The sequence below is a fragment of the Streptococcus sp. VTCC 12886 genome, assembly GCF_049893425.1.
Classification (GTDB): Bacteria; Bacillota; Bacilli; order Lactobacillales; family Streptococcaceae; genus Streptococcus; species Streptococcus suis_AA.
In genome coordinates this window covers 11,430-30,987 of sequence record NZ_JBMVJB010000013.1, presented here as the reverse complement: position 1 = coordinate 30,987, position 19,558 = coordinate 11,430, and the positions used below count along the sequence as shown (strand labels likewise).

Below are 19,558 nucleotides of genomic sequence, written 5' to 3'. Positions count from 1 at the left end.
TAGTACAAAATAGAAAATCGAAGATAGAAACAATCCCAAATCACTTGCAGAGAGTATCTAGTTGCTGAAAGGATACAATGATTTGGGCACACATTCTTGAGTGCAGTTGTGAACGGTTGAAAGACTCAATAGCAATTGACGTCTGCTCACGTTACGAGCTGAAGTCTTAGACTTCCTGAGGGATATGTGGCGACATATATCTGAATGAAGGTGGAACCACGTGCAAACGTCCTGATACGAGGACTTCGCATGTGGTTTTTTGATTTTGGAGGATAAAATGGAACTAAAAGGACTGAGAAAGATTGAACCTTACATAGCTGGAAAACAGCCAAAGGTAAAAAATATGATTAAGCTTAATACAAATGAAAATGCCTATGGTCCAAGTCCGGCTGTCATAGATGCATTGGCGAAATTTGAAGGAAAACACCTCCGGCGCTACTCTAGCTTAGATCAGGCTGATTTGCGTCAGGCACTTGCGCATCAGCATGGATTGGATCCGGAGCAGTTTGTGATAGGAAATGGTTCAGATGATATTCTTTCCATGGCTTTCCTTGCTTTTTTTCAAACCGAATCGCCTGTGTTATTTCCAGATCTAACCTATGGGTTCTATAAGGTATGGGCTCAACTCTATGGTGTTCCTTATGAGGAGGTTCCTTTGAGAACTGATTTTAGCTGGCATGTAGCTGACTATCAGAGGGAATGTGGAGGTATTATTCTAACCAATCCAAATGCACCGACAGGGCGTTTTCAGACCTTAGATGAGATCGAGGCTGTATTGAAAGCCAATTCACATGTAGTGGTTATAATTGATGAAGCCTACGTCAATTTTGGTGGACAGTCAGCATTGGGGCTTCTTGATAAATATCCGAATTTATTTATTACTCGTACATTTTCTAAAGATGCTTCTCTAGCAGGATTGCGAGTTGGATACGGTGTAGGTTCTAAGCAACTCATAAGTGTGATTCAAGCCGTTCGCAATTCGATCAATCCCTATAATGTTGATGCGATTTCAGAAACACTTGCACTTGCAGCAGTGGAAGATTGGTCATATTATCAACAGTCTTGCCAAGCCATTATGGAAACACGTGATTGGTTTGCAAATGAATTAGAGGGCTTAAACTTCGATGTCTTACCTTCATCAACAAATTTTCTTTTAGTCAAACCCTCATTGGTTAAGGCGGAGGAGCTGTTTGCCTATTTAGAAAAAGAAAATATTTATATTCGCTATTTTCCTTCCCAGGAACGAATTCAGGATTGGCTTCGTATTTCCATTGGAACGCAGAAGGAAATGGAAACTGTCCTATTAAAAATAAAGGAATATTGTCATGAACAAACGAACATTGCCACAGGGCTTACATGATAAACTGTTTAAACGGGCCAAAGCAACTTATGAAATTGAAAGAACTGTTAGTGATCTCTTAATGGAACGAGGATTTCATCGGATTGAGACACCAACATTGGAACATTTTGAAGTTTTTTCTGATCAGGTAAATAGAGATAATTACCATTTATTTGATAAAGAAGGTCAATTACTTAGCCTGCGCCCAGATATTACCAGTCAAATTGCCAGAGTTATTGCCTCAACACGGGTGCACACACCAATTAAATTTTCATACTCTGGCAAGGTTTTTCAAAGTCAGGAGTTGATGCGGGGGTTGGAAAATGAGCGAACTCAGGCTGGTATCGAAATTATTGGCTTTCCTGCTCAAGTAGCATATCAGCATGCCATTTCTAGTGCGAAGGAAGCTCTTGATAAGCTTGGATTAAAGGGATATAAATTTGAGTTTTCTCATGCGGCAATTTTAAGGACCATCTTCGATCATCTTGAATTGACTGGTGAACTTGCAAATGAACTCTCTCTCCATATTCGGGATAAAAACATCACTAAGTTAAATGAATTTACCAAGCGAAACCCTAGTGAATTTGATGGCTTTATTCGTAGGCTTCCTTATTTATTTGGAGAGAGTGAGACGGTCTTGAGACAAGCTCGGGAAGTGGTGACCAATTCTCAATTACTCAAGACCTTTGATCAATTAGAAGAATTGATTACCTTGATTGAGAAAGACTTAGGTATCGTAACTGTAGATTTAGCGCAACTTCCAACAGTTCCATACTATACCGGTATGATGTTCAAGGTTTTTGATCAACAGGTACCGGATGCCTTCTTATCTGGAGGGCGATATGATAAATTGTTTGAACGATTTGGTGCTCAGAAACTGACAGCGGTTGGATGGGCTTTAGAGATTGATGCGGTTTATCAAGCAATCCGTAAGAATATTGATTATGAAGGGGGCCAGTAAGATGGTGGAACAAGTAACCATTGCTCTAACCAAAGGGCGGATTGAGAAAGAAACGCTTGCTTTACTTGAAAAAGCTGGATTTGACATGTCCTTTATGATGGAAAAAGGGAGAAACTTGATTTTTGAAAGTCCAGATGGGCAGTTTCGTTTTTTATTGGTCAAGGCTCCTGATGTAACGACCTATGTTCGACATGGGGTGGCAGATTTAGGGATTGTTGGTAAGGATGTGCTGATTGAGCACCCAACTGGTTTTCTTGAAATGTTAGATTTAAATTTTGGACTTTGTAAATTTTCAGTAGCTTCCATTCCTACATACAATCCAAGTGACCATAAGCGCAAGCGTATTGCAACCAAATATCCAACTGTTGCCATGGAATATTTTAATAAAAAAGGTGAAGATGTTGAAATCATTTCTATACAAGGCAGTGTGGAAATTGCTCCAGTATTAGGGTTGGCAGATGCTATTGTGGATATTGTGGAAACTGGAAATACCTTAGTTGCTAATGGTCTCGTAGTTTTCGAAGATATTTGTCGCATTTCGACAAGGTTGATTGTTAATAAGGCAAGTATTAAGAACAAGCCCCAAATTCGTGAATTTATTGAAAAATTGGAAACGATTGTTGGAAATGAGGAGGTACCCTTTACATGAAACGATTAAGTGGAAAAAGTCAAGAAATTGCACAGCTTCTCTATGAAGAACAGATTGCACTAAATGCAGAAACTGTATCGGTTGAGGAAGTTGTTAAAGACATCGTGGCCGATGTTGCTCAAAATGGTGATGAGGCTCTTATACGTTACAATCAACAGTTTGATGGTATTCATGTGGAACAACTGGCTGTTTCTGATGAGATGATTGATGAAGCCTTTGCGGCTATTGATCCGCAAATCCTTTCTGCCTTACAAAAAGCGAAGGCGAATATTGAATCCTACCATCTGCAACAGGTTGAAAAGGGATTTGAAGATCAACCATCAACTGGTGTTATCCGTGGTCAGTTGATTCGTCCATTGGAGAGGGTTGGTGTCTACGTCCCAGGTGGTACTGCTGCGTATCCTTCATCTGTTCTAATGAACGTTGTTCCAGCTAAAATTGCTGGTGTTTCAGAAATTGTAATGATTACTCCTCCACAGGAAACCTATCATCCAGCTATATTGGTTGCAGCAAAACTAGCTGGTGTAGATAAGATTTATCAGGTGGGTGGGGCTCATGGCATTGCTGCTCTTGCATATGGAACGGAGTCTATTCCAAAGGTAGATAAGATAACAGGTCCTGGAAATATTTATGTAGCAACGGCAAAAAAACTAGTTTATGGTTTGGTTGGGATTGATATGATAGCTGGACCATCCGAAATTGGGGTGATCGCAGATGAAACAGCTAACCCTGTTTATGTTGCTGCGGACTTATTATCACAAGCTGAACATGATAAATTGGCACGAGCTATTTTAGTGACTAATTCGGCCAAACTGGCTCAACAAGTAGAACAAGAAATTGAACGGCAGCTTGAATCACTACCGAGAAAGGAAATTGCAGCAGCATCAATTGCTGATAATGGACGGATTATCCTCACAGAAACAGTAGATGAAATGTTTGAGCTGATGAATTTGGTTGCTCCAGAGCATTTGGAAATTGCAATGGAAAATGCCTATGAATATCTACCATTTGTCAAACATGCAGGCTCTATCTTTTTAGGACATTTTACTAGCGAGCCTATTGGAGATTATTTTGCAGGGACCAATCACGTCCTTCCTACATCTGGAACCAGCCGTTTTTATTCAGCATTGGGAGTTCATGATTTTATCAAGCGTATTCAGTATACACAATATAGTAAGGAAGCTGTACAAGCAGCCAGTCAGGCCATTACAACCTTGGCATATTCAGAAGGTTTGGCTGCTCATGCACGTGCAATTGAGGTGAGAAATGAAGAAAGTTAAAGGATTATTGGTCATGGATGTGGATAGCACCTTGATCATGGAAGAAGGAATTGATTTATTAGGCGAGGAAGCAGGGGTAGGCGAACAGGTTGCAAGTATTACCGAGCGTGCCATGCGGGGTGAGTTAGATTTTGAAGAAGCACTTCGGGAACGTGTTGCCCTGTTAAAGGGCTTGCCAGAAACAGTTCTGGATACTATCTTAGGACGTATTCATTTCACACCTGGGGCAGAAGAACTGGTAGCAGAGTTGCACAAGCGAGGTTATAAGGTTGCAGTTGTTTCAGGCGGCTTCCATCAAACGGTGGATATCCTAGCGGAGCGACTCAATCTCGATTATGTTAAAGCTAACCACTTGGAAATTATCAATGGTAAATTAACAGGTCGTGTTCTTGGTGAAATTGTGACTAAGGATGTAAAAAAAGCTCAGTTGAAAGCTTGGGCTTTAGACAATGACTTAGAACTGAAGGATACGGTTGCCATGGGAGATGGAGCCAATGACCTACCTATGATTCAGGAGGCGGGTATTGGAATTGCTTTTTGTGCGAAACCAATTGTTGAACAAGCCGCTCCTTACCGTATCACCGAAAAAAATCTCTATAAGGCAATTGAAATTATTGATGAGGTAAGTGCATGAGACAAGCAAGTATTGAACGTAACACATTTGAGACCAAAATCAAGTTGACGGTAAATCTGGATCAACAAGAACCTGTTGAGATTGCAACAGGTGTAGGTTTTTTTGACCATATGCTGACGCTTTTCGCCCGTCATAGCCGCATTTCACTCCTTGTTACTGTAGATGGAGATACTTGGGTGGATAGTCACCATACTGTTGAGGATGTGGGAATTGTTTTAGGACAAGCTATAAGAGAAGCCTTAGGTAAAAAAGAAGGTATAAACCGCTATGGAACTAGCTTTGTACCCATGGATGAAACGCTTGGAATGGCTAGTCTTGATCTTTCTGGTCGTTCTTACCTGGTTTTTGATGCTCATTTTGACAATCCAAAATTAGGAGATTTTGATACTGAATTAGTGGAAGAATTCTTTCAAGCGTTGGCCTGCAATCTACAAATGAACCTCCACTTAAAAATATTACATGGAAAGAATAGTCATCACAAGTCAGAAAGTTTATTCAAGGCTACTGGTCGTGCTTTACGAGAAGCAATCACGATAAACCCTGAGATTCAAGGGGTTAACTCAACAAAAGGGATCTTGTAAGATGATGATTGTAATTGATTATGATGCTGGCAATACTGCAAATGTATTGCGAGCTTTAAAGAGTATTGGAGTAGAAGCAGTATTGTCTGCAAATCCAGAGAAAATTCGGAAGGCCCAAGGATTAATATTGCCTGGAGTAGGAGCCTTTCCTTCTGCAATGGCGGAGTTGGAAAAACGCCAACTCATCCCAGCCATTAAGGAGGCTGTAGCTGGCGGAACACCCCTCTTGGGAATTTGTCTTGGGATGCAGTTGCTTCTTGAAGAAGGATTGGAACACCAGCCAACTCAAGGATTAGGACTGATTCCTGGAACGTGTCGGCCAATCCTACCAGAGGCTGGATTTCCTGTCCCCCACATGGGATGGAATGTTTTGCAAACGAGACAACAGAATCCACTCACTAGTGATTTAGATGGAGAATCTGTCTATTTTGTCCATAGTTATTTTACAGATATTCCCAATGAATATTTGGATGTAACTTCCTCTTATAGCCAAGAAATTCCAGCTATGATATCCAAAGAAAAAGTGTATGGTGCGCAATTTCACCCTGAAAAATCGGGGGAGATTGGCCTAGGCATTTTGCGGAATTTTGCTCAAGTTTGTCAACTAGAAAGTAGAGGTGGGATATGAAGATTTATCCAGCCATAGATATAAGAGAAGGTCGCGCTGTTCGTCTGTTCAAAGGAGACTTTCGTCAAGAGACAGTTGTTAATCCAGATGTGATTGGACAAGCTAAACTATTCAAAGAAGCTGGTATTGATTTTATCCATGTTGTGGATTTGGATGGAGCTTTGGAAGGGCGGGCTGCCAACCGTGATTTAATTGCTCAGTTAAAACAGGAGACCAATTTGAACATACAAGTTGGTGGGGGAATTCGCACCATTGAGCAGATTGCGGACTATTTGGAAGTTGGTATTGATCGTGTGATTATTGGTTCTATGGCTGTCAAAAATCCTTCTTTTGTGCAAGAGGCACTAGCTCAGTTTGGCAGTGATAGAATCGTTGTAGGGATTGATGCAAAATTTGGTCGTGTCGCAACGGAAGGGTGGCTTGAAACCAGTGATGTAGACTTTGTTCAGCTTGCTTTAGAAATGGAAAAAATTGGTGTCCGCTTATTTGTTTATACAGATGTAGAACGCGATGGAACGCTAGCAGGTCCCAACTTTGCTCATTACAAAGAGTTAATTGCAAAACTCACAAGTGCCAAAGTAATTGCTTCTGGTGGTATTCATGCTCTCAGTGATTTGGAACAATTAAAAGCAATTGGTGTTTACGGTACGATCGTAGGCAAGGCTTACTATAGTGGAAGAATTAGCCTTGCTGAACTGGTTGAAGTGGAGGAATAATATGTTAGCGAAACGCATTATTCCTTGCCTTGATGTCAAAGACGGCCGAGTGGTTAAAGGTGTTAATTTTGTCAATTTAACTGATGTGGGGAATCCTGTTGATGCTGCCAAAGCCTATTATGAAGCTGGTTGTGATGAACTAGTTTTCCTTGATATTACAGCAACCCATGAAGAACGAGATACGACTGTTGATATGGTACGCCGAGTTGCAGAGCAGGTTTTTATTCCTTTTACAGTTGGTGGAGGTATTCGGTCGGTCGAAGATATGAATAAGATGCTAAAGGCTGGTGCCGACAAGGTTTCTGTAAATTCATCAGCTGTTGCAAATCCACAACTCATTGCGGACTGTGCAGAAAAGTTTGGTAATCAATGTGTAGTGGTGGCAATAGATGCAAAAAAAGTAGAGGATGGTTCCTGGCATGTCTTTGTAGCAGGTGGTAGAAAAGATACAGGTATTGACCTACTTGACTGGGCCAAAAAGGTAGTTTCCCTTGGTGCTGGTGAAATCCTTTTAACCAGCATGGATAAGGATGGCACCAAGTCTGGTTTTGATATCGAAATGCTCAATGCTGTGGCTAATGTAGTGACGGTTCCGATCATTGCTTCAGGTGGTGCGGGCAATAGCCAACATATCTTAGAGGTTTTTGAACAAACTCCTGCTACTGGAGCGTTGGCTGCTTCTATATTTCACTATGGTGAAGTGAGCATTGCTGATACTAAGCAGGCTATGCGACAAAGTGGAATAGAGGTAAGAGTGTGATGGTACAGTTAAATTTTGAAAAGCAGGGGGGACTGATACCTGTGATTGTTACAGACTACCAAACAGGTCAGGTCCTCATGCTCGCTTACATGAATCAAGATGCCTATGAAAAAACACTAAGTACCAGGCAAATGCACTACTGGAGTCGTTCTCGCCAGGAGCTTTGGCATAAAGGCGCAACGAGTGGACATTTTCAAGAGGTAGTCTCCATAAAAACGGATTGTGACAATGATACTCTCCTGGTATCCGTTCGACAAACAGTTGCTGCCTGCCACACAGGTGCATACAGTTGTTTCTTTAATGATATTTTGTAATGAAAGGAAAAAAGATGCTCAATACCCTATATCAAGAAGCTCTAGATCGTAAAACCAACCCCAGAGAGGGTTCTTATACCAATTACCTTTATACCAAAGGCTTGGATAAAATCTTGAAAAAAGTCGGAGAAGAATCGACAGAAGTTGTACTCGCTGCAAAAAATGCAGATAAAGATGAAATTTCTCAAGAAGTTGCTGATTTGCTCTACCATTTAGCAGTACTTTTAGTGGAAACAGAAGTATCACCTCAAGATGTAGAAGCTGTATTAATTGAACGTCAAGGAAAAATAAGTAAAACAACCGACAGAAAAGAAATCACCAATTACTAGTGAATTTAGGGTAACTAATCGAAAGAAATTAATATCTTTGATTTCCGTTACTTCCAGTTAACCAATATGTTTAAGTTAGGCTAGGGTAGTAAATCTTTGACTTACACTTTTCGAAAATCAAAATTATCCGTTGACAAGAGCCTTGATGAGTGGAGTGGGAAAGACATTGACCAGGTCAAAAAGAGTTCCCCTCACTTCCAAATATGTAGGTTCGGGCTTCTGTGGTCACCTTCTAATTTTACGGTGGCCAGCTAAAACAGTTTCCCAAACAAACCTCGCTTTTATTTTTTAGCTCGGGTTAAAACAGTCACTTCCCTGACTGTTTTAATCCACTCCACTGGACTATTTTGACACAAATTTCGTTTGTTTTTTCCTACCGCTAATAATATCCCAGATTGTTAGAGTAATCTGAGATTTTGACACGAACTCTGAGAAGTGGCCCTGGGCTTGAGGCAAGCCTCAGCTTGTTGTAGTTGAATGAGAAAGTAACATAGTAATATCTTCGGCTTCATGTCCCGAAGACAGATTGCAATATTTCTAGACTTCAACTATCTATCAGATAGTTGAAGCTAGGGTGCTTTCGATTTTCATTGAGTATTAAAAAGTATTAGAATGTTGATGGAAATAAAAATCAGATGTTCATTGTAATGTGAGCATCTGATTTTTTTAGTTGAAAAAAATTCTCGAGTCTAATATCTAAAGGAGGCTGGGCATAAAGCCCAGGGTCGCTTCTCAGAGTTCGCGTCAACATCTCAGCGCAGTGGTTGATTGGCAGATTTGTTCGTGTTTTACACTCCAAATCTAACCTAATCAACTGTGCGGGGGTGGGAAGACGAACTCTTTTTATCTTAGTCGAGTTCTTTCCCACTCCCATTACTTTTCAAATTCTGCTTTGCTTTTAACATCGCCGTATTCTTCAGCAACTTCTTTACTGAGAATGTCTGCGTAGCTTGCAAGTGGGATGTCTTGACCATATTTTTTACGGAGAGCTGTTGTGACTAACCGATACGCTAAGTTGACATTGCGAGACAAGATGGGACCATGGAAGTAGCTACCAAAGGTATTTTTGTAGTGCATACCCTCTCCTCCATCTTCCTTGTTGTTCCCATTACCATAGACAACATTACCTAGCGGTTTCTGATTATCAGCCAAGAAAGTTCGGCCTTGGTGGTTTTCAAATCCATAGTAGGTCTCATTAAATTCATCATTGTGAATTTTGATATCCCCAATATAGCGGTTATTAGTCTGGTTGAGTGTATAGTGACCTAAAATGCCTAAACCGTCAATTTTACGTCCACCTGCTTCAATATAATATTTACCAAGTAATTGGAATCCTCCACAGATGGCTAGCATAACACCTCCATTTTCAATGTAGTCAGCTAGATTTTCTTTTTTTGTTGGCAAATCTTTGGCTAGAACAGATTGCTCATAATCTTGACCGCCCCCGAAAAAGACGATGTCATATAAGTCTTTGTCAAAACGGTCTGTCAGCGAAACAATGTCGACTTGAACTCGCGCCCCCAGCTTTTCAGCAACATATTTGAGCATAAGGACATTGCCATTATCACCATAGGTATTCATCAAGTCGCCGTAAAGGTGAGCGATATGGAGATCGTATTGATAGTCTTTATCAGGGCTTTTTAAACAGGTATAGACCATTATTTCATCTCCTTTCCAACGGCTTGACGCTGAGCGAGTAAGTCACGAAATTCCAACATAGCTGTATATGTAGCCAATATATAGGCGTGTTGGCTGCTAGATTGCTCTATTAAGCTCATGATGTCCTCCAGTTTAGATGTTTCAACAATCTGGTTTTCAGGGAAACCAGTCACACGAAGGCGACGGGCAATCTCTGATGAACGAACCCCACCAGCAAACACTTGTGGAATGTCCATTTGGGTTATTTGCTCAAAGTCTGCATCCCAAATCCAGCTGGTATCAATACCGTCAGCGTAGTTGGCGTTAAGTAGGACTGACAAACTAAAGTCATATGGAGCCAATTTCATCATTTCAATGGCTTGAGTTGCACCTACTGGATTTTTGATAAGGACAAGTGTGCAATCCTTATCCCCTAATTTAAAGGATTCTTGGCGACCAAAAACTGCCTTAGATTTATCAAAACCGGCTTTGATTTCTTCAGGTGAAACTCCGAAGAATTCAGCGACACTGACTGCTGCAAGAGCATTATAAATGTTGTAGAGACCACCGATATTGATTTTATAATCTTGGCCATCAATCACGAAAGTAGAAGAAGTATTGGTAATTTCCTTCAACTCAGTCAACTTGTAGTCCAGCTCAGGTCTGCTAAAGCCACAGTTGGTACAAATATAGCTCCCTAAGTTGGCATATGTATTGAGCTTGTACTGGATAATCTGGTGGCAATGTGGGCAAAGAATGCCTTCAGTATTGTAATGGGCCAGTCGTGGTTCATGTTCTTCCGTTGCAAAACCGTAGTATTTAACTGGATTGATAACAGAAGTTGAATTGAAGAGCGGGCTATCACCATTCGCCAATATAGTTGCTTGAGGAGCTTTGGATGCCCCGTCCAAAATCATCTGATAGGTGGTATAAATTTCACCGTAGCGATCCATTTGATCACGGAAGATATTGGTGAAGACTATTAAGCTAGGTTTAATAAAATCTGTAATACGAGCAAGGCTGGCTTCGTCAATTTCCAAGACAGCTATTTTTTTGCCATTCTTATTTTTCTTAGCTGATAAAAAAGTGGCTGTAATCCCGGTAATCATATTGGCACCACTAGTGTTGGTTGTGATTTCTCCAAATGCTTCTTGGAGAATTCCAACTGTTAATGCGGTTGTCAACGTCTTGCCGTTTGTTCCGGTAATGACGACAACTTCATAATCCTTAGCTAAACTGTCTAAAATATGTTTATCGAATTTGAGGGCGATTTTTCCAGGAAGGGTCGTTCCTCGTCCAAGTTTTTTCAAGATAAATTGACTGGATTTCCCTGCTGCAATCCCTAGTAATGTATTTATTTTCATGGAACTATTTTAACATAAAATAAACTGTTTATCTATTATGGAACTATGAGATACTTCACAATGATATGTCATTTTTTTTATCCGTTAAAGAAAGCTCGGACTCATATATGTGCCTAATTTGTGATATAATAGAAACACTACTGTGTTATACTTTAGAAAGTGTGAGGTATACATGTTAAACTTAAACCAATTATTTGATTTAGGCTATTGGTCAAGTTTGATAGCAAGTCCATGGACTGCTCTTCTTCACCTAATAGATATTAGTATTGTTGCTTATTTGATTTATAATTTTAGTAAGGCCATCGCTGGTACTAAGATTATGACCCTCATTCGAGGAGTATTTCTTTTTATTATTGTTCAAATTGTAGCAAGTATTTTTGGCTTACAAACGATAGCTTGGTTGATTAACCAGGTCATCACTTATGGGGTCATTGCAGCAGTTGTTATCTTTGCTCCTGAATTTCGAGCTATGTTGGAAAAGCTCGGGCGAACAACTCAGATTTTTACGACAAATACCGTCAGTGCGGAAGAAAAATTAATAGTTGCCTTTCTTAAGTCGGTTGCTTACATGTCCCCACGGAAAATCGGAGCCTTAGTGGCGGTTGAGCAAGCTCAGACCTTGCAGGAGTATCGATCTACCGGAATTCCGTTAAATGCAGATGTGTCCAGGGAACTTTTAATTAATATTTTTATTCCCAATACTCCTTTGCATGATGGGGCAGTAATCGTTAAGGAGGACAAAATCGCAGTAGCTTGTGCCTATTTGCCTTTGTCTGAAAGTGCAGGGATTTCCAAGGAATTTGGGACACGACACCGCGCTGCGATTGGATTATCGGAAGTGTCAGACGCCTTTGTCTTTATTGTTTCAGAGGAAACGGGCAGTATCTCTATTGCACATAATGGCATTTTCAAACATGATCTGACCTTAGAAGAGTTTGAAGCAGAGTTACGGGCTACTTTTATTCGAGAACCTGATATCAAACAAACTGTATGGAAACGATTGAGGGGAGGCAAGAATGAATAAAAAGTTTAGAACAGTTGGTCATCTCACCCTATCTATTTTTTTAGCCCTCTTACTCTTTTTCTATGCTACGACAACCAATTATAAAAATTCAGAGTCATCTGCGAGTAATACCGAATCAGAAACCTATGTTCATACTTTAAGTGGCGTCCCAATTGACATTGAATACGACACGAATAAGTATTTTATATCTGGTTTCTCCTCAACTGTGGATGTCGAGTTACGAGGATCCAACCGTGTACTTCTACAACGAGAATCTGATGAATCGACTCGCACTTTTCAAGTTGTTGCAGATTTAAGAGAGCATACGGATGGCACGCAAACAGTTAAATTACAATTAGCTAATCTACCAGCGGGTATCAGTGCCACATTGGCACCAGATGCTATTACTGTTAAAATCGGGAAAAAAGTTAGTCAGAGTTTTGCCGTTGAAGGGGTCTTTTATAGCAATCAATTGGCAAGTGGATACAGTGTGTCTAAAGTCACTGTGGATGTCAGCTCTGTAAAGGTGACTACTGATGAAGAAACCATGGCAAAAATTGATCATGTGGAAGCAGTTGCAGTTGATATTAGTAATTTAGACTCAAATTATAGTGGTACAGCCAAGCTACAAGCAGTTGATAGTGATGGAAATGTCTTGCCAGTGGTTTTATCTGAAACAGAAGCAAATATTCAAGTCGTTGTTACAAAAACAAAATAAGGAATGAAAAAAATGGGTAAATATTTTGGTACGGACGGTGTCCGTGGAGAAGCAAACGTAGAATTGACGCCAGAATTGGCATTTAAACTAGGTCGTTTTGGTGGCTATGTCCTTAGTCAACATGAAACGGATGTACCTCGAGTTTTCGTGGCGCGTGACACACGTATTTCAGGGCAAATGCTTGAGTCTGCTTTGGTTGCAGGCCTTTTATCAGTAGGTATTCATGTATATAAACTTGGTGTGCTCGCAACACCTGGTGTTGCCCACTTAGTCAAAGCAGAAAAAGCTAGCGCAGGGGTTATGATTTCTGCAAGCCACAATCCAGCACAGGATAATGGAATTAAGTTTTTTGCTGGTGATGGTTTCAAATTAGATGATGCATTGGAAGCAGAGATAGAAGCTCTTCTTGATGCGGAAGAAGATACATTACCACGTCCGTCTGCTCAAGGTTTGGGTGATGTAGTGGAGTATCCAGAAGGTCTACGCAAGTATCAACAATTTTTAGTATCAACTGGTACTGAATTAGAAGGTATGAAAGTTGCTTTGGATACAGCTAATGGTGCAGCGGCAACTTCTGCTCGCCAAATTTTTGCAGACCTAGGTGCAGATTTGACGGTTATCGCTGAAAATCCAGACGGTTTGAATATTAATGAGGGCGTTGGTTCTACGCATCCTGAAAAATTGCAAGAATTAGTTAAGGAAACCGGTAGTCAAATTGGCCTTGCCTTTGATGGAGATAGCGATCGCTTGATTGCTGTAGACGAGAATGGTGATTTAGTAGATGGCGATCGCATCATGTATATCATTGGTAAATACCTTGCTGATCGTGGTCTATTGGCCAAAAATACAATTGTGACCACAGTTATGTCCAATCTCGGATTCCATAAGGCCTTGGATCGCGAAGGAATTGAAAAAGCTGTGACCGCAGTTGGAGACCGTTATGTGGTCGAGGAAATGCGCAAAGAAGGTTACAATATTGGTGGTGAACAATCTGGTCACGTAATTCTTATGGATTATAACACCACAGGTGATGGCCAATTGACCGCTGTGCAACTGACTAAAATCATGAAAGAAACAGGTAAAACCTTGTCAGAGTTGGCAGCAGAAGTTACGATTTATCCACAAAAATTAGTCAATATTCGTGTTGAAAACAGCATGAAGGATAAATCTATGGAGGTTCCTGCTATCGCAGCTATCATTGAAAAGATGGAGGCAGAGATGGCAGGGAATGGCCGTATCTTAGTTCGTCCAAGTGGGACTGAGCCACTATTGCGTGTTATGGCGGAAGCCCCAACAGATGCTGAGGTTGACTATTATGTAGATACAATCGCAGATGTGGTTCGTGCTGAAATCGGTTTAGATTAAAAGAGTAAACAGAGACTGGAAGCATTTCCAGCCTCTTTTGTGAGGAATTTATGAGTATTTTAGAAGTAAAGAATTTGAGCCATGGCTTTGGTGACCGTGCAATTTTTGAAAATGTCTCCTTCCGTCTCTTGAAAGGGGAACATATCGGACTTGTCGGTGCCAATGGTGAAGGGAAATCGACCTTCATGTCCATCGTGACAGGTCAATTGCAGCCAGATGAAGGTAAGGTTGAATGGTCACGTTATGTAACGGCAGGTTATTTAGACCAGCATGCTAAATTAGAAAAGGGTCAATCTGTCCGTGACGTCTTACGCACAGCCTTTGATGAATTATTCAAAACCGAAGCTCGTATCAATGATATATATATGTCAATGGCTGAAGATGGGGTTGATATTGATGCTCTTATGGAAGAGGTTGGAGAACTCCAAGATCGCTTGGAAAGTCGTGATTTCTATACTTTAGATGCTAAAATTGATGAAGTAGCTCGTGCTCTTGGTGTCATGGAATACGGTATGGACAAGGATGTGACGGAATTGTCTGGAGGTCAACGGACCAAGGTACTCTTGGCTAAGTTGCTTTTAGAGAAGCCAGATATTTTGCTCTTGGATGAACCAACCAACTACCTGGATGCTGAGCATATTGATTGGCTCAAACGATATTTGCAGAACTATGAAAATGCATTTGTTTTAATTTCCCATGATATTCCATTCTTGAATGATGTGATCAATATTGTTTATCATGTTGAAAACCAACTTTTAACTCGCTATACCGGTGACTATTATCAATTCCAAGAAGTCCATGCCATGAAGCGTGCACAATTGGAAGCGGCCTATGAACGTCAACAGAAAGAAATCGCTGATTTGCAGGATTTTGTGAATCGAAATAAGGCTCGAGTTGCTACTCGAAATATGGCTATGTCTCGTCAGAAGAAGTTGGATAAGATGGAGATTATTGAACTTCAATCCGAAAAACCAAAGCCATCCTTCGACTTCAAAATGGCACGCACACCAAGTCGATTTATCTTCCAGACCAATAATTTAGAAATAGGATACGATCGCGTTTTAACACGTAAACCGCTCAATTTAACCTTTGAGCGTAACCAAAAGATTGCCATTGTCGGTGCCAACGGTATTGGTAAATCCACCCTTCTCAAAAGTCTTCTAGGCATTATTCCACCGCTAGGAGGAACTGTTGAGCGTGGGGAGTATTTAGAATTAGGTTATTTTGAACAGGAAGTTGCTGCTGGTAATCGTCAGACGCCACTTGAAGCGGTATGGGATGCCTTTCCTGCACTTAATCAAGCGGAAGTCCGTGCTGCCTTGGCTCGCTGCGGTTTAACCTCTAAACATATCGAAAGCCAGATTCAAGTCCTTTCAGGTGGAGAACAGGCTAAGGTTCGTTTCTGTTTGCTTATGAACCGTGAAAACAATGTACTTATCCTTGACGAGCCAACCAACCATTTAGATGTGGATGCCAAAGATGAACTTAAACGAGCTCTCAAAGCCTACAAGGGCTCTATTCTCATGGTCTGCCATGAGCCTGATTTCTATGAGGGCTGGGTTGACGATGTTTGGGATTTTAATGACCTGACTTAAGAAGTAATACTCAATGAAAACCAAAATCCGACTTGCTCCAATTGTCCGGGGAACCTTTGAAGGTTGGAAATAGGCGAACCTAGTTCGTTTCGCTCAGATGCAGATAGAACTCTGTTCCTTTTCTATTTCAAGGGAACAGGCTGAAAACCTCCTCAGGAGCGCTTTACAGTCATCAAATTAAGTCAACAACGTCTGATTTTGATTTTCGAAGAGTATAGGCTGCCGAAAGGTAGCTTTTTCTTTGTATGCATACTATAATAGAATGAGCATAGTAAAGGAGGTAAAAACATGAAAAGAATAGAACGAGGTCACACTGGCTAGACCTCTCCAGAGGAAAAAAGAATGACTAAATATGTAGACTTCAATCAAGATAGATGGAATAGGGTATCAAGTAGACAAGGTAATCCCTATACAATTCCTCTTAGTCATGAGGAATTTGAACATGCAAAGGCAAATTCCCTCACCGTCGCTTTGACAGTTGGAAAGACAGTTCCACTTAACTGGTTTGAAAAGGCTAGAGGAAAAAAATTATTGGGACTAGCTTGTGGAGGTGGTCAACAGGGACCGATTTTTGCAGCTCATGGTTATGAAACGACTATAATGGATTTTTCTCTGAAACAGTTGGAAAAAGATAGGTTCGTTGCAGAGCGAGAAAATTTAGATTTACAGACGATTCAGGCAGATATGACACAAGCTTTTCCTTTTGAGGACGAAACTTTTGACATTATTTTTTGCCCTGTTTCAAATGTCTATATCGAAGACCTAACCAATATGTGGCAGGAATCCTATCGGATCTTGAAAAAGGGCGGACTACTCATGGTGGGCTACATGAATCCTTGGATTTATGTCTTTGATGCTGACGAGGTCTGGGATCAGCCAGACAAGACCTTGATACCGAAGTACAGCCTGCCTTTCAACGCACGAAAATTAGAAGAAGCAGGACAAATTGCGATTGACCCAGAATATGGCTATGAATTTAGCCACACCTTAGAAGAACAGATTGCTGGGCAATTTCGAGCTGGTTTTGCCATGATTGATTTTTACGAATCAAAGGATCATCGCAATCGCCTGTCCCAATTTGGTTCAGATTATCTGGCGAATTTGTCAATAAAATTATAGAGTTAAGCTACCGAAAGGTAGTTTTTTTATAGATGATTGAGTGTTTCACAATGAGATCTCAGATATTTTGACCGATTAATCAAAATATATTATTATATATTTGATAGTAATGTAACTGATAATAAAGGATTGAAAGGAAGATATATCATGAAGTACCAATTTAAAAGGATCATGTTGTTGACAATTCTAACTGCGATATTCTTATCTGCATGCCAGCCAGCTAAAAACGAAATGGATTCTCTTGAGCAGTATAGGACCGAATATATCGGAGATAATAACAATGTAATTAAGATTGCAAGTTTACAGGATTACCCGACAGGTTACACGTATGATCATATTGAAATACGTTCAGATGAAGAACCATATGAGCTTATCATCTATTTGAAAGTAACTGAAATGCCTGACTCTGACTATTTAGATTTAGAGCAGAATAGTAACTCCATTTTTGACTTGATTGCTAATTTAGGAAAGATAACCTTTGTCAATGAAGAAACCCAAAAAGAAATAGTTTCATATAATAAAGAATGACCTGCCTTATGTAGGTTATTTCTCAATTATGAGTATCGTCTGAATTTTATTAGATAGTTTCAAAATACTTGACATATTGATAGATAGGAGTATAATTAGAATTATTCTAAACAAACTTTAGAATCATTATAAATTGGAGGCGTTAACTATGACAATGAAAGATTATGGAAAAGATCCATTTGTAACCAATATTGAAACTGCTACGCTAGAAAATACAAACTATCGAACAGCAATTTGGACTGGTGAATTGCTTCAAGTGACCTTGATGTCCATTCCAGTCGGAGAAGATATTGGTGCGGAAGTGCACAATGAAAACGATCAGTTCCTCCGCATTGAACAAGGTCATGGCCGAGTTATCATGGGAGAATCTGCTGAAAAGATTACCTTGGATAGAGAAGTTGGACCAGAAGATGTTATCTTGATTCCAAACGGTACCTACCATAATGTCATCAATATTGGCCAAGAAGACCTCAAAATCTATTCTATCTATGGACCAGCCCATCACGCTCATGGTACGGTTCATGAAACACAAGCTATTGCACTTGCTGCGGAAGAAGCTGAAGAACATGGTCACTAATACACCGATTTTTGAACTAAAATCCGTCGGCTTATCTGATAAAGGTAAGTCGATTTTGACTGATATTTATTTTTCTGTTAGCGAAGGTGAGCGTCTAACTTTGGTTGGGCCTTCGGGTAGCGGAAAAAGTAGCATCTTAAAATTATTAGCAGGGCTTACTTCAGCGACTCAAGGACAGATTCTTTTTAGAGGAAAAGAAATAGAGAAGCTGGATATGCCCACCTATCGAAGAGAGGTTTCCTATTGCTTTCAACAACCTGTACTTTTTGGAAATACAGTCGAAGACAATCTGCGTTTTCCATTCACAGTGAGACAGTTAGAATTTGATAAATCAAAAGCGATTACAGCCTTAAAAAATGTAAATTTAAGTGAAGATTTTCTTACCCAAGGGATTACAGAATTATCAGGTGGTGAAAAACAACGTGTCGCTCTTGTACGCAATTTACTTTTTGAACCTCAAGTTTTGCTATTAGACGAAGTTAGTGCAGGGTTAGATGCGGAGACCAAAGCTATTGTGAATCAATTACTTACTGATTACCACATTTCTGGAAAAACATTAATTGAAGTGACGCATGACCAATCAGAAATTGATGGGGCTAAGCATATTTTGAGAATGAAAGATGGGAGGATGCAAGCATGAACTCTGTTTCAGTAGATAATTTATCCCTAGTCTTAATTTTCGGCTTGGTTTTACTTGCGATGGGGATAAGCCAAAAAGAGAAACTAGGGCTGACAAAAGATATTTTGGTAGCGGTTGTCCGTACGATTGTTCAGCTATTCGTTGTTGGCTATATTTTGAAATTTATTTTTCAAGTTTCGAATGTTTTCCTCAGTTTGGGTATGGTGTTGATTATTCTTTATAATGCCAGTGTACAAGCAAATAAACGCAATCCAAACAAGAACAAAAAGCTGATTTATCCTTTTCTTGCTTTGCTTACTTCCACCAGTATCACTTTAGGATTGTTACTGTTATCAGGTGCCATCCAATTAATACCTTCTCAAGTCATTCCAATTTCAGGGATGCTGGCTAGTAATGCAATGACAGCAATCGGTCTATCCTATCGAGCAATGTACCGATCCTTTACTGATAACCGCCAACAGGTGTTGGAAAAATTAAGTCTAGGGGCAACGAGTAAATTGGCTTCACAGGAAATTTTGCGAGAATCCATTCGGACTGGTATGCAACCGACAATTGACTCAGCCAAAACTGTTGGTTTAGTCAGTTTACCAGGAATGATGTCTGGACTGATTTTTGCAGGAGTAGACCCTGTCTAAGCCATTCGCTATCAGATTATGGTCATGTTCATGCTGCTATCAGCGACCAGTCTCGCATCTGTTATAGCCTCATATGCGGCCTATAAGACTTATTTTACAGATAGGACGCAGTTAGATTTTGAATAAGGAAAATGATCTTTCTGTGTGAAAGGTCATTTTTTATCGGTGAAGTCTGCGAAAATATG

General features: G+C 40.2%; 21 protein-coding genes and 1 pseudogene. 20 read left to right on the top strand and 2 right to left on the bottom strand.

The genetic code is table 11. From position 1 onward, the window contains the following. Positions 1–277 precede the first annotated feature (277 nt). Genes hisC through hisE form a run of 11 tightly spaced genes read left to right on the top strand, consistent with a single transcriptional unit; the run spans position 278 to position 8,191 of the window. Entirely contained in the window at positions 278–1,360 is a 1,083-nt protein-coding gene (gene hisC, locus ACPC57_RS05465; protein WP_217374889.1) for a histidinol-phosphate transaminase, read from the top strand. Next, complete coding sequence (locus tag ACPC57_RS05460; protein WP_277836749.1) at positions 1,326–2,300, top strand: ATP phosphoribosyltransferase regulatory subunit; 975 nt, start codon at positions 1,326–1,328, stop codon at positions 2,298–2,300. Before hisC ends, ACPC57_RS05460 begins: the two co-directional genes overlap by 35 nt. Before the next feature lies 1 nt (position 2,301). Beyond that, positions 2,302–2,949, top strand: coding sequence for an ATP phosphoribosyltransferase (hisG, locus tag ACPC57_RS05455; protein ID WP_172036684.1), 648 nt, complete (start codon positions 2,302–2,304; stop codon positions 2,947–2,949). Then, positions 2,946–4,229, top strand: coding sequence for a histidinol dehydrogenase (gene hisD / locus ACPC57_RS05450; protein ID WP_434066468.1), 1,284 nt, complete (start codon positions 2,946–2,948; stop codon positions 4,227–4,229). The genes hisG and hisD overlap by 4 nt, the downstream gene beginning before the upstream one ends. Beyond that, a complete protein-coding gene (serB, locus tag ACPC57_RS05445; RefSeq protein ID WP_277838011.1) occupies positions 4,216–4,863 on the top strand; it encodes a phosphoserine phosphatase SerB in 648 nt (215 codons plus the stop codon). The genes hisD and serB overlap by 14 nt, the downstream gene beginning before the upstream one ends. Then, entirely contained in the window at positions 4,860–5,444 is a 585-nt protein-coding gene (gene hisB / locus ACPC57_RS05440; RefSeq protein ID WP_434066467.1) for an imidazoleglycerol-phosphate dehydratase HisB, read from the top strand. Before serB ends, hisB begins: the two co-directional genes overlap by 4 nt. 1 nt (position 5,445) lies before the next feature. After that, positions 5,446–6,072: an imidazole glycerol phosphate synthase subunit HisH gene (gene hisH / locus ACPC57_RS05435; RefSeq protein ID WP_434066466.1), complete on the top strand. Its 627-nt coding sequence runs from the start codon at positions 5,446–5,448 to the stop codon at positions 6,070–6,072. Next, positions 6,069–6,788: a 1-(5-phosphoribosyl)-5-[(5-phosphoribosylamino)methylideneamino]imidazole-4-carboxamide isomerase gene (hisA, locus tag ACPC57_RS05430; RefSeq protein WP_434066465.1), complete on the top strand. Its 720-nt coding sequence runs from the start codon at positions 6,069–6,071 to the stop codon at positions 6,786–6,788. Before hisH ends, hisA begins: the two co-directional genes overlap by 4 nt. A 1-nt stretch (position 6,789) precedes the next feature. Then, the gene (gene hisF, locus ACPC57_RS05425) at positions 6,790–7,548 is read left to right on the top strand and encodes an imidazole glycerol phosphate synthase subunit HisF (protein ID WP_434065010.1); all 759 of its coding nucleotides are present in this window, start codon (positions 6,790–6,792) and stop codon (positions 7,546–7,548) included. Beyond that, on the top strand, positions 7,548–7,862 hold the full coding sequence (hisI, locus tag ACPC57_RS05420) for a phosphoribosyl-AMP cyclohydrolase (protein ID WP_160864561.1): 315 nt from the start codon (positions 7,548–7,550) through the stop codon (positions 7,860–7,862). Before hisF ends, hisI begins: the two co-directional genes overlap by 1 nt. Positions 7,863–7,876: 14 nt before the next feature. Further along, positions 7,877–8,191 (top strand): phosphoribosyl-ATP diphosphatase, encoded by a 315-nt coding sequence (hisE, locus tag ACPC57_RS05415; RefSeq protein ID WP_434065039.1) that lies wholly within the window; start codon positions 7,877–7,879, stop codon positions 8,189–8,191. Between the two features lie 873 nt (positions 8,192–9,064). Here hisE and gatD read toward each other — a convergent pair. After that, positions 9,065–9,850 carry a lipid II isoglutaminyl synthase subunit GatD gene (gatD, locus tag ACPC57_RS05410; protein WP_277836745.1) on the bottom strand — a complete coding sequence of 262 codons (786 nt, stop codon included), beginning with the start codon at positions 9,848–9,850 and terminating at the stop codon, positions 9,065–9,067. Continuing rightward, positions 9,850–11,193, bottom strand: coding sequence for a lipid II isoglutaminyl synthase subunit MurT (gene murT, locus ACPC57_RS05405; RefSeq protein WP_434066464.1), 1,344 nt, complete (start codon positions 11,191–11,193; stop codon positions 9,850–9,852). Before murT ends, gatD begins: the two co-directional genes overlap by 1 nt. A 172-nt stretch (positions 11,194–11,365) precedes the next feature. Here murT and cdaA point away from each other — a divergent pair, with 172 nt between their 5' ends. From cdaA to ACPC57_RS05360, 9 genes and pseudogenes are all read left to right on the top strand, one after another. Continuing rightward, positions 11,366–12,217, top strand: coding sequence for a diadenylate cyclase CdaA (gene cdaA, locus ACPC57_RS05400; RefSeq protein ID WP_217374898.1), 852 nt, complete (start codon positions 11,366–11,368; stop codon positions 12,215–12,217). Beyond that, on the top strand, positions 12,210–12,914 hold the full coding sequence (locus ACPC57_RS05395; RefSeq protein WP_434066463.1) for a CdaR family protein: 705 nt from the start codon (positions 12,210–12,212) through the stop codon (positions 12,912–12,914). Before cdaA ends, ACPC57_RS05395 begins: the two co-directional genes overlap by 8 nt. Positions 12,915–12,926: 12 nt before the next feature. Next, positions 12,927–14,279, top strand: a complete 1,353-nt coding sequence (gene glmM, locus ACPC57_RS05390) for a phosphoglucosamine mutase (protein ID WP_434066462.1) — start codon at positions 12,927–12,929, stop codon at positions 14,277–14,279. A 50-nt stretch (positions 14,280–14,329) separates the two neighbouring features. Beyond that, positions 14,330–15,874 (top strand): ABC-F family ATP-binding cassette domain-containing protein, encoded by a 1,545-nt coding sequence (locus tag ACPC57_RS05385; protein ID WP_130554758.1) that lies wholly within the window; start codon positions 14,330–14,332, stop codon positions 15,872–15,874. A 342-nt stretch (positions 15,875–16,216) separates the two neighbouring features. Continuing rightward, entirely contained in the window at positions 16,217–16,993 is a 777-nt protein-coding gene (locus ACPC57_RS05380) for a class I SAM-dependent methyltransferase (protein ID WP_239604655.1), read from the top strand. 147 nt (positions 16,994–17,140) lie between these two features. Then, positions 17,141–17,521, top strand: a complete 381-nt coding sequence (locus ACPC57_RS05375) for a DUF4825 domain-containing protein (protein WP_318150865.1) — start codon at positions 17,141–17,143, stop codon at positions 17,519–17,521. Between the two features lie 148 nt (positions 17,522–17,669). Continuing rightward, positions 17,670–18,098, top strand: a complete 429-nt coding sequence (locus tag ACPC57_RS05370) for a cupin domain-containing protein (protein ID WP_172007025.1) — start codon at positions 17,670–17,672, stop codon at positions 18,096–18,098. Further along, a complete protein-coding gene (locus tag ACPC57_RS05365) occupies positions 18,088–18,738 on the top strand; it encodes an ABC transporter ATP-binding protein (protein ID WP_434066461.1) in 651 nt (216 codons plus the stop codon). Before ACPC57_RS05370 ends, ACPC57_RS05365 begins: the two co-directional genes overlap by 11 nt. Further along, a pseudogene (locus ACPC57_RS05360) lies at positions 18,735–19,499 on the top strand (ABC transporter permease). The gene ACPC57_RS05365 and the pseudogene ACPC57_RS05360 overlap by 4 nt, the downstream one beginning before the upstream one ends. The last annotated feature ends 59 nt before the right edge of the window (positions 19,500–19,558 follow it).

Excerpts from the sequence above, each read along its gene's own strand:
- hisC (WP_217374889.1), top strand. The coding sequence starts at position 278 with ATGGAACTAAAAGGACTGAGAAAGATTGAACCTTACATAGCTGGAAAA.
- ACPC57_RS05460 (WP_277836749.1), top strand. The coding sequence starts at position 1,326 with ATGAACAAACGAACATTGCCACAGGGCTTACATGATAAACTGTTTAAA.
- hisG (WP_172036684.1), top strand. The coding sequence starts at position 2,302 with ATGGTGGAACAAGTAACCATTGCTCTAACCAAAGGGCGGATTGAGAAA.
- hisD (WP_434066468.1), top strand. The coding sequence starts at position 2,946 with ATGAAACGATTAAGTGGAAAAAGTCAAGAAATTGCACAGCTTCTCTAT.
- serB (WP_277838011.1), top strand. The coding sequence starts at position 4,216 with ATGAAGAAAGTTAAAGGATTATTGGTCATGGATGTGGATAGCACCTTG.
- hisB (WP_434066467.1), top strand. The coding sequence starts at position 4,860 with ATGAGACAAGCAAGTATTGAACGTAACACATTTGAGACCAAAATCAAG.
- hisH (WP_434066466.1), top strand. The coding sequence starts at position 5,446 with ATGATGATTGTAATTGATTATGATGCTGGCAATACTGCAAATGTATTG.
- hisA (WP_434066465.1), top strand. The coding sequence starts at position 6,069 with ATGAAGATTTATCCAGCCATAGATATAAGAGAAGGTCGCGCTGTTCGT.
- hisF (WP_434065010.1), top strand. The coding sequence starts at position 6,790 with ATGTTAGCGAAACGCATTATTCCTTGCCTTGATGTCAAAGACGGCCGA.
- hisI (WP_160864561.1), top strand. The coding sequence starts at position 7,548 with ATGGTACAGTTAAATTTTGAAAAGCAGGGGGGACTGATACCTGTGATT.
- hisE (WP_434065039.1), top strand. The coding sequence starts at position 7,877 with ATGCTCAATACCCTATATCAAGAAGCTCTAGATCGTAAAACCAACCCC.
- gatD (WP_277836745.1), bottom strand. The coding sequence starts at position 9,850 with ATGGTCTATACCTGTTTAAAAAGCCCTGATAAAGACTATCAATACGAT.
- murT (WP_434066464.1), bottom strand. The coding sequence starts at position 11,193 with ATGAAAATAAATACATTACTAGGGATTGCAGCAGGGAAATCCAGTCAA.
- cdaA (WP_217374898.1), top strand. The coding sequence starts at position 11,366 with ATGTTAAACTTAAACCAATTATTTGATTTAGGCTATTGGTCAAGTTTG.
- ACPC57_RS05395 (WP_434066463.1), top strand. The coding sequence starts at position 12,210 with ATGAATAAAAAGTTTAGAACAGTTGGTCATCTCACCCTATCTATTTTT.
- glmM (WP_434066462.1), top strand. The coding sequence starts at position 12,927 with ATGGGTAAATATTTTGGTACGGACGGTGTCCGTGGAGAAGCAAACGTA.
- ACPC57_RS05385 (WP_130554758.1), top strand. The coding sequence starts at position 14,330 with ATGAGTATTTTAGAAGTAAAGAATTTGAGCCATGGCTTTGGTGACCGT.
- ACPC57_RS05380 (WP_239604655.1), top strand. The coding sequence starts at position 16,217 with ATGACTAAATATGTAGACTTCAATCAAGATAGATGGAATAGGGTATCA.
- ACPC57_RS05375 (WP_318150865.1), top strand. The coding sequence starts at position 17,141 with ATGAAGTACCAATTTAAAAGGATCATGTTGTTGACAATTCTAACTGCG.
- ACPC57_RS05370 (WP_172007025.1), top strand. The coding sequence starts at position 17,670 with ATGACAATGAAAGATTATGGAAAAGATCCATTTGTAACCAATATTGAA.
- ACPC57_RS05365 (WP_434066461.1), top strand. The coding sequence starts at position 18,088 with ATGGTCACTAATACACCGATTTTTGAACTAAAATCCGTCGGCTTATCT.